General features: G+C 66.4%; 15 protein-coding genes. 8 read left to right on the forward strand and 7 right to left on the reverse strand.

Annotated elements, in window-relative coordinates:
• Positions 1-126: 126 nt before the first annotated feature.
• Positions 127-771 (reverse strand): DUF4360 domain-containing protein, encoded by a 645-nt coding sequence (locus ACFVM3_RS40405; protein ID WP_378445081.1) that lies wholly within the window; start codon positions 769-771, stop codon positions 127-129.
• Positions 772-929: 158 nt separating this feature from the next.
• On the reverse strand, positions 930-1,511 hold the full coding sequence (locus ACFVM3_RS40410) for a DUF4360 domain-containing protein (RefSeq protein ID WP_378445082.1): 582 nt from the start codon (positions 1,509-1,511) through the stop codon (positions 930-932).
• Positions 1,512-1,971: 460 nt separating this feature from the next.
• Here ACFVM3_RS40410 and ACFVM3_RS40415 point away from each other — a divergent pair, with 460 nt between their 5' ends.
• A complete protein-coding gene (locus ACFVM3_RS40415; RefSeq protein WP_378445069.1) occupies positions 1,972-2,961 on the forward strand; it encodes a malate dehydrogenase in 990 nt (329 codons plus the stop codon).
• Between the two features lie 12 nt (positions 2,962-2,973).
• On the opposite strand, the gene ACFVM3_RS40420 is transcribed toward ACFVM3_RS40415, so the two are convergent.
• A complete protein-coding gene (locus ACFVM3_RS40420) occupies positions 2,974-3,357 on the reverse strand; it encodes a MerR family transcriptional regulator (protein ID WP_378445070.1) in 384 nt (127 codons plus the stop codon).
• Between the two features lie 52 nt (positions 3,358-3,409).
• Here ACFVM3_RS40420 and ACFVM3_RS40425 point away from each other — a divergent pair, with 52 nt between their 5' ends.
• Positions 3,410-4,246: an NAD(P)-dependent oxidoreductase gene (locus ACFVM3_RS40425; protein WP_378445071.1), complete on the forward strand. Its 837-nt coding sequence runs from the start codon at positions 3,410-3,412 to the stop codon at positions 4,244-4,246.
• Here the strand turns inward: ACFVM3_RS40425 and ACFVM3_RS40430 are convergent.
• Positions 4,243-5,679, reverse strand: a complete 1,437-nt coding sequence (locus tag ACFVM3_RS40430; RefSeq protein ID WP_378445072.1) for a helix-turn-helix domain-containing protein — start codon at positions 5,677-5,679, stop codon at positions 4,243-4,245. The genes ACFVM3_RS40425 and ACFVM3_RS40430 overlap by 4 nt on opposite strands.
• A 179-nt stretch (positions 5,680-5,858) precedes the next feature.
• Here ACFVM3_RS40430 and ACFVM3_RS40435 point away from each other — a divergent pair, with 179 nt between their 5' ends.
• From ACFVM3_RS40435 to ACFVM3_RS40445, 3 genes are read left to right on the forward strand one after another with little or no spacing between them, the layout of a single operon-like run.
• Positions 5,859-6,872 (forward strand): amidohydrolase family protein, encoded by a 1,014-nt coding sequence (locus ACFVM3_RS40435; protein ID WP_378445073.1) that lies wholly within the window; start codon positions 5,859-5,861, stop codon positions 6,870-6,872.
• A 1-nt stretch (position 6,873) separates the two neighbouring features.
• Positions 6,874-7,590 carry an iron-sulfur cluster assembly protein gene (locus ACFVM3_RS40440; protein WP_378445074.1) on the forward strand — a complete coding sequence of 239 codons (717 nt, stop codon included), beginning with the start codon at positions 6,874-6,876 and terminating at the stop codon, positions 7,588-7,590.
• Positions 7,587-8,612, forward strand: coding sequence for an NAD(P)-dependent alcohol dehydrogenase (locus tag ACFVM3_RS40445; protein WP_378445075.1), 1,026 nt, complete (start codon positions 7,587-7,589; stop codon positions 8,610-8,612). The genes ACFVM3_RS40440 and ACFVM3_RS40445 overlap by 4 nt, the downstream gene beginning before the upstream one ends.
• A gap of 339 nt (positions 8,613-8,951) precedes the next feature.
• Here the strand turns inward: ACFVM3_RS40445 and ACFVM3_RS40450 are convergent, their stop codons facing one another.
• Positions 8,952-9,152: a hypothetical protein gene (locus tag ACFVM3_RS40450; RefSeq protein WP_378445076.1), complete on the reverse strand. Its 201-nt coding sequence runs from the start codon at positions 9,150-9,152 to the stop codon at positions 8,952-8,954.
• 155 nt (positions 9,153-9,307) lie between these two features.
• Between ACFVM3_RS40450 and ACFVM3_RS40455 the strand changes: the two genes are divergently transcribed.
• On the forward strand, positions 9,308-10,180 hold the full coding sequence (locus tag ACFVM3_RS40455) for a helix-turn-helix domain-containing protein (protein WP_378445077.1): 873 nt from the start codon (positions 9,308-9,310) through the stop codon (positions 10,178-10,180).
• Positions 10,181-10,185: 5 nt separating this feature from the next.
• On the opposite strand, the gene ACFVM3_RS40460 is transcribed toward ACFVM3_RS40455, so the two are convergent.
• Positions 10,186-10,959: a HesA/MoeB/ThiF family protein gene (locus ACFVM3_RS40460; RefSeq protein WP_378445083.1), complete on the reverse strand. Its 774-nt coding sequence runs from the start codon at positions 10,957-10,959 to the stop codon at positions 10,186-10,188.
• Between the two features lie 27 nt (positions 10,960-10,986).
• Positions 10,987-11,283, reverse strand: coding sequence for a hypothetical protein (locus ACFVM3_RS40465; protein WP_378445078.1), 297 nt, complete (start codon positions 11,281-11,283; stop codon positions 10,987-10,989).
• A 338-nt stretch (positions 11,284-11,621) separates the two neighbouring features.
• Between ACFVM3_RS40465 and ACFVM3_RS40470 the strand changes: the two genes are divergently transcribed.
• On the forward strand, positions 11,622-12,491 hold the full coding sequence (locus ACFVM3_RS40470) for a helix-turn-helix domain-containing protein (protein WP_378445079.1): 870 nt from the start codon (positions 11,622-11,624) through the stop codon (positions 12,489-12,491).
• Positions 12,481-12,714, forward strand: coding sequence for a DUF397 domain-containing protein (locus tag ACFVM3_RS40475; protein WP_378445080.1), 234 nt, complete (start codon positions 12,481-12,483; stop codon positions 12,712-12,714). The genes ACFVM3_RS40470 and ACFVM3_RS40475 overlap by 11 nt, the downstream gene beginning before the upstream one ends.
• Positions 12,715-12,854: the final 140 nt, after the last annotated feature.

Genomic DNA, 12,854 nt, shown 5'->3' on the forward strand with positions numbered 1-12,854 from the left:
CATGGGGCGAATGTGACGCTCAGAAACTTCCGTGAAGGCCTCCTTGAGGGGCTCTGGGTCCCTCAAGGAGGCCTTCACGGAACGAGCCGCGGAAATCGAACCGCGGCCGGAATCCACGTAGAGGGGTCAGCTCTTCGGTTTGGGACAGTTCTTCCAGGAGAAGTGGTACGTGGTCTTGATGGAACCGTCGGTCGAGTCCATCGTGACGAAACTGGTGGTCTTCTTCGGATCGGAAGTGCCGACCCCGGCCCGCAGTTCCGTGTTGATGTTGAAGTTCCGGTCCTCACCGCAGGGTTTGTAAACGATCGCGCCGACTTCGATTTCGTCGGTGAACTGCCAGTTGTCCTCGAACGGACCCTTGAGGCTGTGGGTCACATAGGACGTCGGGGAATTGCCCTGGAAGTAATAATTTGCCCGTTCCAGCCCGGTGGCTCCCGCAGCCAAAGAGGCGAACCCGCGATAATCCGTGCCCGCGATGCCATAGGTGAATCCCTGCGGCACATGGACATACAGATTGAGCTGGCAGTTCTTGCGCAGATCGGTCGGTTTCGCGCCGACGCCGACCTGGGCGGTGTATTCGCTGTAGGTGACGGTGAACGCGGTGTTGTCCGGCGAGACGGAAACGGCCGCCGTACCGGGTCTGCATCCGGTTCCGTTGACGGTCACGACGTCGATGACTATTTTGTCGGACGGCAACGGGGGCGGCACCCAGGCGTTCGGAGTGACGACCGACGAGAAAAGCGTTACGGCAGCAACCAGCGCGTTGAGCATGGGATCCTTCCCAATGAGGTCGTCGAGAAGGCTCGTCGCCGCCGGACAGGCGGCGACGAGCGGTGAGCCCTCGTTCAGGGCAGCCAAGACCCTGACCGGGCATGGGTGGGACGGCCTTCTTCCGTACCGGGAAGCAGGCCGTCACCCAGGAACGGCTGTCAGGAGGTCGGGCAGGTCTTCCACGAGAAGTGGTAGGTGGTCTTGAACGCACCGTCGGTCGAATCCATCGTGATGAAACTGGTGGTCTTCTTCGGATCCGACGTACCGGCGCCGACCCTCAGTTCCGTGTTCACATTGAGGTTCCGGTCCTCGCCGCACGGCTTGTAGATGATGACGCCGCCTTCGGCCTCGTCACGGAATTGCCAGTTGTCCGAGATCGGCCCGTTGACGGGATGGCTGACGTGCGCGGTCGGCGAATTACCCTGGAAGTAGTAATTCGCCCGCTGCAGCGCCTTGGCGCCGGATTCGAGGTAGGCGAAACCGCGGTAATCAGCGCTGGCGATGCCGTAGGTGAATCCCTGCGGAACGTGGATGTTCAGGTTGAGCTGGCAGTTCTTCCTGAAGTCGGTCGGTTTCGCGCCGACGCCGACCTGGGCGGTGTATTCGCTGTAGGTGACGGTGAACGCGGTGTTGTCCTTGGCGACGGCGACCGCGGACGAGCCCGGCGGACATCCGGAGCCGTTGACGGTGACGACGTCGATGACGACGCGATCGGGCGGCGGTCCCGGCGGCGGGGACATGCTGTTCGGTGTTATTATCGACGAGAAAAGTGATACGGCGGCAACCATTGTGCTGAGCATGGGGTCCTTCCCAAAACTTCCACACGGGGGCGGGGAACTGGGCGGACTCATGTTAGCGAAACGATCTCCACGATGCCGCCCGCCGATCGGACGCAAACGTCCCGGCAATCGGTTCATGAAATGACATTATGGTCTGTAACCGTTTTCCGGAACCAATGCGAACACCGCGAGCAAGGAAAAACACCATTCACTTCGCACGATATGAAAACCGCTTTCGCGGACTCACCGTTGACGATTCCGGCGAGACACGGCGCTCCTCGGCGTGAGCCAGGTCACCCGGCGGCGTGACGCGGGCACCGCATCGATCAAGAAAACAGTGACTGGACGCACCCGAACGGCGACTCGGGACAGGACTAGCATCTCGGTACAAGTCGATGTCGCCTCAAGCTGGAGAACCGCAATGACCCAAGCCCCTGTCAACGTCACCGTCACCGGTGCGGCCGGCCAGATCGGCTACGCGCTGCTCTTCCGCATCGCGTCCGGTCAGCTGCTCGGCCCGGACACCCCGGTGAAGCTGCGGCTCCTGGAGATCCCGCAGGCGGTCAAGGCGGCTGAGGGCACCGCGATGGAACTCGAAGACGGCGCGTTCCCGCTGCTGTCGGGCATCGACATCTTCGACGACCCGAAGCAGGCCTTCGAGGGCGCGAACGTCGCCCTGCTCGTCGGCGCCCGTCCCCGCGCCAAGGGCATGGAGCGCGGCGACCTGCTCGAGGCCAACGGTGGCATCTTCAAGCCGCAGGGTGAGGCCATCAACGCCGGCGCCGCGAGCGACATCAAGGTCCTCGTGGTCGGCAACCCGGCCAACACCAACGCCCTCATCGCCCAGGCACACGCGCCCGACGTCCCGGCCGAGCGGTTCACCGCGATGACCCGCCTCGACCACAACCGCGCCCTCGCGCAGCTGTCGAAGAAGCTGGGCGTGCCGGTGACCGAACTGAAGAAGATCGCGATCTGGGGCAACCACTCCGCGACCCAGTACCCGTCGATCGCGCACGCCGAGGTATCCGGCAAGCCCGCGACCGAGGTCATCACCGACCAGGCGTGGCTTGCCGACGACTTCATCCCGACCGTCGCCAAGCGCGGCGCCGCGATCATCGAGGCCCGCGGCCTGTCCTCCGCGGCGTCGGCCGCCTCCGCGGCGATCGACCACGTCCACACCTGGGTCAACGGCACCCCCGAGGGTGACTGGACCTCCGCGGCGGTCGTGTCCGACGGCTCCTACGGTGTCCCGGAGGGCCTGATCTCCTCGTTCCCGGTCACCGCCGCGAACGGCGAGTACAAGATCGTCCAGGGCCTGGAGATCGACGACTTCTCGCGCGCCCGCATCGACGCTTCGGTCAACGAGCTGGCCGAAGAGCGCGACGCGGTGAAGAAGCTCGGCCTCATCTGAGCCTGATCCACCTCACGAAGGCGGCCGTGTCCCCCGGGACGCGGCCGCCTTTTCGCTGCCGATGATCATGTCGAGATTCGAGCGGGTGGTCTCCAGCTCACCGATCGCGTCGTCGATCCGGCTCCGCTGCTGCCGCAGCGCCTCGACCAGTTCCGGGCAGTCCGGCGTCAACCAACCGTCCTCGTCGACGATGCAGGGCAGGATCTCCAGGATCTGCGCCGTGTTCAGCCCGGCCGCGAGCAGGATCCTGATCCGCCGCACCGCGGCCACGTCGGCGTCCCCGTACACGCGGTAGCCGCTCGGCCGCCGCTCCGGAGTGAGCAGACCCTGCTCCTCGTAGTACCGCAGCGCGCGCTCGCTGACGCCGGTCCGCCGCGCGAGCTCCCCGATCCGCATCCGCACTCCAGACTTGACTCTCACGTCAATGTCAAGGTTTAGCTTAGCCGCCATGACCACCGTGACCGTCCTCGGACTCGGCCCCATGGGCCACGCCCTCGCCGCCGCGTTCGCCGCCGCCGACCACCCCACCACCGTGTGGAATCGCACTCCTGGCAAGGAATCCAGACTCGACGCCACCGTTGCCCCGACGGCGGCCGAAGCGATCACCGCCAGCCCGCTCGTGATCGTCTGCGTGCGCGACTACGCCGTGGCGCAGTCCATCCTCGACGCCGACGCGCTCAAAGGCCGCACGCTCGTCAACCTCAGCGGCGGATCACCACGGCAAGCCCGCGCGATGGCGACCTGGGCCGCCGAGCACGGCATCGACTACCTCGACGGCGTGATCATGGCCACCACCGACGCGATCGGCGGCCCGGACGCGGCCCTGTTCTTCAGCGGTCCCGCCGACGTCTACGAAACACGCCGGCCCACGCTGGCCGCGCTCGGCGAGAACGCGCAGTACGTCGGCGACTCACCCGGCCGCGCCGCCGCGTTCGACGCATCCCTCCAGGACATGCTCTGGACCTCCATGAGCGGAGTGATCCACATGTTCGCGCTGGCCAAGGCGGAGAACATCGGCGCCACCGACCTCGCCGCACACGCCAAGGCACTCCTCGGCTTCTTCCCCGCCATGATCGACCTGCTCGCCGAACAGGTCGCCACCGACAACTACTCCGGCGACGCCGGCACCCTCGAATCCACCGCCGCGACAATGGACCACATCCTCGACGCGATCCGCGCACAAGGCCTCGACAACGGTGTCCTCTCCGCGGCGCGAGCCCAAGTACAACGAGCGATCGACGCCGGCCACGGCTCCGACGGCTTCGCCAGGCTCGCCGACCACTAAGAGCGGAACTGCCGCGCCTTGATCCCGTACTGGCCCATCTTCCGGTACAGCGTCGCCCGGCCCATCCCGAGCTTCTCCGCCGCACCGACCACAGTGGCCCCCGGCTCGGCGAGGCACCGCACGATCTCGTCCCGCTCCATCGCCTGCAACCGGCTCAACCGATGCCCCACCCCGGAGAACACCTCCGCCGGAAGATGACGACTGTCGACCACGTCCGACCGCGACGCCGCCTCCCGCACCACCCTGCGCAACTGCTTGGCGTTCTCCGGCCAGTCACAAGCGGTCAGCGCCCGCACCGCGGCCGGGGTGAACACGACCTCGCGCCCCCGGTCGCGGCGGGCGAAATAATGGGCCAGCGGCACGATGTCGTCCGGCCGGAACCGCAACGCCGGCACCTCGACCACCACCTCCACCAGCGGGGCGAGCGCCTCCGGTATCGCACCGGCGTCCTCCGCCGTCAGCACGAACGGCGGCGGCTCCCCCTCCCGCCGGGCTTCGGCGAACAACCCCGCCAGCTCGGTTGCCGCCCACGCCGGAAGCGTGTCCACCCCAGAGACGATCACGCACGTCCCGTCCTTCACCAGCTCCGGTGTCCACAACGTCAGCCACGTGTCGACGTCGTCCGGCGCGGGTGGACGCGCGTTGAGCACCCGCTCCCTCGGCCGCGTCTCCCGCCGCGCGGCCGACGCGAGCGCCGTCTTCCCCGCCCCGGCCTCACCGACGACGGCTACCACCCGCCCACGACGCAACGACGAACCCACCTCACCGAGAGCGTCCGCCCAGCCCCGCGACAGAATCGGGACATCAGCAGGATCGAACCGATCCGGCTGAACCCGGAACACCTCACCCCGCGGCGACGGCCGCGGAGTCCGCCCCGACGCCCGCGCCAGCATCAACGCCGCCGTGTTCCCGGCCGCCGCCTGCGCCAACGCCAACAGCAACTCCGACGACTGATCCGACCAGGTCGTCAGGTTCACGCTCCCCGCCAAGGCACCGGTCAGCGGATCCAATACCGGCACCGCCGCACACGTATAGCCCCGCAAACCCGTGCAGTAATGCTCCGCGGCCCGCACCAACGTCGGAGCACGATCCGCCAGCGCCAAACCCAGCCCATTGGTCCCGGCATTGCTCTCCGCGAAGTAGAACCCCGGCGCCAGATGCACCCGATCCAACGACCGGACGATCGACGCGTCCGTGCACAGCCTGCTCAGCACCAGACCCTCACTGTCGGTGATCATCAAACTGACCGGCTCGTTCGCCAGCGTCGCCTGCAACCCCCGCAGCACCTCGTTGCCGCACTCGTACAACAACGAACCGGTGTCCAGCGACCCGGTGAACACCGGCCGCACCTCGTCCTCGGGCGCGCCGTACCGGGCGCTGCGCTGCCAAGACGCCCGCAATCGCGGCGCGATCACCGCGTTCGCGCTCTCCACATCGACCTCCCGGGACGCCACAGTGCGTTCGGACCTCCGCCAGCGTACGTCCGCCGCCACCTCCGCACAGGCCCGCCGGTGTCTCAAACTGAGACACCGACCACCTCCCTGACCTGCGCCGACACCCCTACCGTTCACCTCCAACGTGCCAACGGCGGTCACGAACGCGGAGGAAACCCATGTACACCAAGGACGGCGAGAGCTACTTCATCGTGGACGCGCACGTCGCGCTCTGGGACGCCCGGCCGGAGAACCAGGCCAACATCCACGGCAAACAGTTCATCGACTGCTTCTACGACTACCACCGCAACCTCAGCCCGGAATCCGAACTGTGGCCCTACGACGAGTTCCTCTACTACGGCGGCGCACGCCTGATGAAGGACCTCTTCCAAGACGGCTACGTCGACCACGCCATCTTCCAGCCCGCCCACCTCGGCGCCTTCTACGACAACGGCTTCAGCCAAACCGAAGAGGCCTTCGCCCTCACCGAACAACACCCGGACAAACTCACCTACAACCACTGCTTCGACCCACGCCTCGAACAAGCCGGCCTCGACCAGCTCCGCCGCGACGCCGAACGGTTCGGTCTCAAAGGCGTCAAGCTCTACACCGCAGAATGGCGCGACGACTCCCGCGGCTACAAACTCGACGACCCCTGGTGCCGCCGCTACCTGGAAGCCTGCCTCGACCTCGGCATCCGCAACATCCACATCCACAAGGGCCCCACCATCCGCCCCCTCGACCGCGACGCCTTCGACGTCGCCGACGTCGACAAGGTCGCCACCGACTACACCGACCTCAACTTCGTCGTCGAACACTGCGGACTCCCCCGGCTCGAAGACTTCTGCTGGATCGCCACCCAGGAACCCAACGTCCACGCCGGCCTCGCCGTCGCGATGCCGTTCATCCACACCCGCCCGCGCTACTTCGCCCAGATCATCGGCGAACTCCTCTACTGGCTCGACGAAGACCGCATCCAGTTCTCCAGCGACTACGCGCTCTGGACCCCGAAATGGCTGGTCGAACGGTTCGTCGACTTCCAGATCCCCGAGGACATGACCGAATACGCACCGCTCACCACCGACCAGAAACGCAAGATCCTCGGCCTCAACGCCGCCGCGATGTACGACCTCCCGGTACCCGAGCGACTCCAGGTCCGGCGCATCGAAACCCAAGCCGTCTCGGTGGCCTGACATGCGCGAACACGACGCCTACACCGCGCTCCACGCCGTCTTCGACCCCGAACTCGACGAACCCATCACCGACCTCGGCTTCGTCCGCTCCCTCACCGTCCAAGGAAACGAGGTCACCGTCCACCTGAGGCTCCCGACGTCGTTCTGCTCACCGAACTTCGCCTACCTCATGGCCTCCGACGCCAAAGACGTCCTCACCGCGCTCGACGGAGTGTCCCGGGTCCACGTCATCCTGGACGACCACCACGACTCCGACCTCATCAACCGCGGCCTCGCCGCCGACGCCGGCTACCGCGGCACCTTCGGCGACGAAGCCGACCAGGACCTCGACGAACTCCGGCTCACCTTCCGCCGCAAAGCCTGCACCGCGGCCATGGAACGCGCCCTCACCCGGCTCCTGCGCGAAAACCGGGAACTGACCGAAGACCGGCTCCACGACATCACCCTCGCCGACCTGCCCGACCACCGCACCACCCACGCGCTCCTGCGCCGACGGGGCGCGCTCGGACTCGACACCACACCCGAGGCACCGGTCCTCGTCGACGACCACGGAAAGCCTTACCCCCGCGAGGAAATCCCGCTACGGCTGCGGTTCGCCCGCTCCGTCCGCATCTCGATCGACGGCAACGCCCACTTCTGTCGAGGCCTGCTGCGCACCCGCTACCCGGAATCCGCTGCCGACCAGACACCCCGCGACCAGGAGGTCCACGCATCGTGAAAGCGATCCAGGTCATCGGCTACCACGAAAAGCTCCAGCTGACCGAGGTCGCCGAACCCGAACCCACCGGCCCCTACGACGTCATCGTCCGCATCGGCGGCGCCGGCGTCTGCCGCACCGACCTCCACATCCTCGAAGGCCAATGGGCCGAGAAATCCGGCGTCACCCTCCCGTACACGATCGGCCACGAAAACGCCGGCTGGGTACACGCCGTCGGCAGCGCGGTGACCAACGTGGCCGAAGGCGACAAGGTCATCGTCCACCCCCTCATCACCTGCGGCCTCTGCCGCGCCTGCCGTTCCGGCGACGACGTCCACTGCGCCCGGTCGCAGTTCCCCGGCATCGACACCGCGGGCGGCTACGCGGAATACCTCAAGACCTCCGCCCGCAGCGTCGTCCGCATCGACGACAACCTGGAACCCGCCGACGTCGCCGCCCTCGCCGACGCGGGACTCACCGCGTACCACGCCGCGGCGAAGGCCGCCCGGAGGCTCCGGCCTGGCGACCGCTGCGTCGTCATCGGCGCCGGCGGCCTCGGCCACATCGGGATCCAGGTGCTCAAAGCCCTCACCGCCGCCGAACTCGTCGTCGTCGACCGCAACCCAGACGCCGTCGAACTCGCCGTCACCATTGGCGCCGACCACGGCGTCATCGCCGACGGCACCCAGGTCGACCAGGTCTTCGACCTCACCGGCGGCGAAGGCGCCGAAACCGTGATCGACTTCGTCGGCGAAGGCGGCGCCACCAAGGACGGCCTCGCGATGCTGCGCCGCGCGGGCGACTACCACGTCGTCGGCTACGGGGAGAACATCGACGTCCCGACCATCGACGTCATCTCCACCGAGATCAACCTGATCGGCAACCTCGTCGGCTCCTACACCGACCTCTGCGAACTCATGGTCCTCGCCGCACAAGGCCGCGTGAAACTCCACACCGCTCGCTATCCGCTCGAGGAATTCCAAACCGCGCTCGACGACCTCGACGCCGGACGCATCCGCGGCCGCGCGATCCTCGTCCCCTGACCACTCTCGTGAGTGGCTTCCGGTTGCTGGGCCCGGCCTTCACGGACTTCGGCTATCGCCACATGCGTCCCGTGTGCATCAGTAGTCACGGGCGCTACGCGTGAAGGCCTCTTTCCCGCTACAAGGTCCCTGATCACCGTGCCAGGCTTTGCTGGTCTTTTCCAGGTAGGCAAAATGATCTTGTACAAAGCCTGGCCGAATAGGGCGTTATACACCTTGAAGGCCTGGGATCGACGAGGGCGTCGACGGCAGGTCCCGGCGCGGGTTTCGGGACCTGCCGTCGCCCTCCCCCACCCGGAGGCTCGGCCCGTATGAGGTGCTCCCCTCCCCTGGGCTCGCCTACCGGGCAGATCTCCAGCCCGCCTCCACGTCCGGGGCCGGATGCCGATACTCCGCGACCAGTCCGGGGTGGGTGATCGTTACGCCGTCACGAAAGGACACCCTCTCCTCCCGACGACAGGTCCGCCCCGCGGCATAGCCGATCCCCAAGCCCAGCGGCAGCAGTGCGAGTTCGGCGATCTGAATCCAGTTGGCGAACATCGACCCTCCCCTAGTCCGGTCGCCTCGAGTCTATTCGCGAACTATGCACTTCACATGCGTCTATTCGTGTACTATTCGCCTTCTAATGCTGCATGGGAGTAGCATGATCACGCAACGAGCAGCCCCACTTCGCCTCGACCCTGCGAAAGAAGATCATGCCCACGTCGTCGCCTCATCCCGGCTCCGACCGCGTCCGGCTCGCCACGAAACTCCGCGAGCTCCGGGCAGCCACCGGCCTGTCCGGCAATCAGTTCGCCAAACGCCTTGGCTGGCCCCAATCGCGAGTGTCCAAGATCGAAACCGCCGTGCAGTTCCCCACCGGTGACGACATCGCCGACTGGCTCACCGCGGCGGGCGCGGTCGACCAGGAGGGCCCGGTTCTCGAACTGCTCAAACACGCCCGCGTGGAATCGGTCTCGTTCCGCGACGAGTTCGGCAAGCCAGGCGGAGCCGCCACCAAACAGCGATCCGTCCTCGAACTGGAGCAGCGAGCGAGCCGTGTCGCCACGTTCCAGCCGGCGCTGCTCCCCGGACTGGTGCAAACGCCCGGCTTCATGCGAGAACTGCTCGCACTCCCCTCCGGCCCGGCACGCACGGGCGGCGCCCCGGAGGCCGACATCGAGCGCATGGTGGCCATCCGGATCGAACGCCAAGCGCAACTGCACGATCCGGGCAAGACCTTGCCGTTGGTGATCGGCGAGGCCGCTCTGTGGATCCGGATCGGTGATCTCGACACCCAACTCGGCCAGCTGGACCGGCTCCACTCCCTCGCCGGCCTGCGCACCGTCGACCTGCGGATCCTTCCCTTCGGCAAGGCCATGCCGATCGCCCCGCTGCACGGATTCCGCATCTACGACGCCGAACTCGTCGTGGTGGAACTGTTCGCGGGTGAGCACTTGATCAGGGATCCGGAGGAGATCGCCTTGTACGAGCACCTTTTCGGCACGCTCCACACCGACGCCTTGTCCGGTGACGCGGCAGCACGGCTGATCCAGAGCGTGTCACGAAGACTGGTTGAGGACGCCTGATCCGGTCAGCCGGCGGCCAGGCACGTCCGGCATTCCGCGTGCGGCCGTTCCAGGCTGGTGACGAAACTGTGGTCCATCGTGGCGAGACTGAAGCCGTACTGACAGTTCAGCGCGAGCTTCGGCGCGTTCGTGATCAGGCGCATCACCGCGTGTGCGACCAGATTGCCCGCGACTCCGGCCGTCACCGCGTTGGCCGCGTGCGCCGGAATGGTCGCGGCCGGACGCCACGTCGCCAGCGGCGGCCGTGCGGCGTCGCGATCACGCTCGGCGAGCCGCGCGCATTCGTAACACGGTCCCGCGCCCGGTCGGTAGACACCCAGGTTGACCTGCGGACCGTGGTAACCCCCGTACACCCACGGCGTGCCGGTCGAGGCGCACGCCTGGTTCGTCCAGGTCCGGATCTCCGGCGGATGGTCGGCGGTCATGATCAAGACGTCGCAGTCGGCGGCCAGCCTCCGCAGCGAAGCCGCGTTCTCGATCCGAGTCGGCTCCCCGGTGACTTCCACATCCGAATTGGCCGCGCGCAACCTTTCCACCGCCACGTCCACCTTCGGCAGACCCAGATGTTCTTCGATGTAAAGGATCTGGCGGCCGAGATTGGAAAGTTCGACCACGTCCGGTTCGACGCAGTGCAGTCGTCCCACCCCGGACATGACCAGGCTCAGTGCCGCCGTGCACCCGACGCCGCCCACACCGACCAGCACGACCCGCGCCCGGGCGAGGAGGACCTGGAAGTCCCAGCTCGACGTTCTACGCGTCAGGTCGATCCACCGGTACAGCGACCTGCTTCGCGAGTGGCGTTCGAGTTACCGGTCGGAAAGCGCGATACACGTCGGCTCGTCGGCGTTCTCGACGTACCCGAGTTCAGCGAGCTTTTCGATGGCGTCGCCGATCTCTTCGGGAGAGGTATCGGGAATCAGATGAGCCAGGTCGGCGACGACCTGGCTCACCGTTCGCGTTCCGTCGAGGAGTTCCAGTAACGCCCACACGGCACCGTCCGAGTCCCTCAACTCGGCGGCGATGCCGAACACCTCCCCGCCGATCCGGATCCAACCGTCGCCGAACCGGACCGGGCGATGCTCGTCTTTGATACGTGGACGCACCGGAACCCCTCCTCGGTCAGCCGTTGTCTCCGCTGTAAACGTGGCGGATCGCGTCAGCACGCTCCACCATCACGATCTCGATCATCGCCGGACACCCCCTCTCCCCCGACCAGCCGGGAGCGGGCCGGACAACCGCGGCCTCACCCATCGCGTCCGCCTCCCCTCCCGTGTTTTCCACCCACCCGGTGGCGGGTCCGGCTCTACAATGTAGAGTGCCCTTATGTAGAGGGTTTAAATGTAGAGCTATACATTCGCTACCGTCTACTGGCTCTCTTTGCGCTATACGGGTGATACTGGGGTCACTTTCCGTGACGAGAACCTGAGGAGGTGGTCAGTTCGTGGGCACGCTGACCCCCACCGCCATCAAGCGTTGGATCGCACTCGAGATGAAGCGCCTCCGGGAAGCGGCGGGCTACGACCGGGCCACCGCGGCCGAGCGCATCGGCAAGGCCACCACGGTCATCGCGCATATCGAAACCTCGCGCAATCTGCCCGCACCGGCCGATCTGGAAGTCCTGCTCGATTTCTACGGGGTACCCGAGCGGGCATCGTTCTTCCGCGATCTGACGAAACGAGCGAAACGCGGCAGGGACTGGTGGATCAATTTCGACCACGGGGTATTCGACTGGTTCAACCTCTATTTGGGCCTGGAAACCGGTGCCGCTCGCATCAGCACCGTCGACCTGGTCGTACTGCCCGGTTTGTTCCAGACTCGTGATTACGCGCTCGCCATCATGAGGGAAGGCAGGCGCTGGAACAACAAAGCCGAACTCGAAACCATGGTCGACCTGCGGATGGCGCGCCAAGAGATCTTGGACCGCCCTGGGGACGCACCGCATATCTGGTCGATCCTCGACGAGAGCGTCCTGCGCCGCCAGGTGGGCGGACCGGCGGTCATGCATGCTCAACTGGAGCACTTGATGGAGCTGTCCGAACGGCCGAACATCGACATCCAAGTGCTCCCCTTCACCGCGGGCGCCCACGGTGCCTCGGACGGAATGTTCGTCCTTCTGGACTATCCGTCCGAATTCGGCGGTGATCCAGGAACCGTGTACGTCGAGAACCGACGCGAGGGCCTCTATTACGAGGACACCGACGACCTGCGCCGATTTCGCGGCACATTCGAACGATTGCAGGCACAAGCGGAGCATCCTGGGCGGACACGGTCTTTCATTCAAAACTTGGCAAGGGAACTCAATGAACAATGATTCTTCTCGTCCTACCCTGCTCGGCCTTTCCGGCTGGTGGAAATCGAGCTACAGCGCCGGTTCGGCCGGCTGCGTCGAAGTCAACGACTCCGTAAAGGGCTACGTGGGCGTGCGTGATTCGAAGCTCGGCGAGAACAGCCCCGTCCTTGTTTTCGAACCGCACGAGATCAAGGCCTTCGTTCTCGGCGCGAAGAACGGCGAGTTCGACCACCTGCTCTCCTGACCGGTCGTGGGGGGGGGGGGGCGGGGCGGGGCCCGCCCCGGCGACGGACGAAAGCAACCGGCCCGGGCCGGGGGCGAGGGCGGGCGGCCGCCCCGCCCCCCCCCCCGAGGCACCGCGAGTGGACCCCCCCCCCCCCCCCC

This window comes from Amycolatopsis sp. NPDC057786, from assembly GCF_042797905.1.
GTDB lineage: Bacteria > Actinomycetota > Actinomycetes > Mycobacteriales > Pseudonocardiaceae > Amycolatopsis.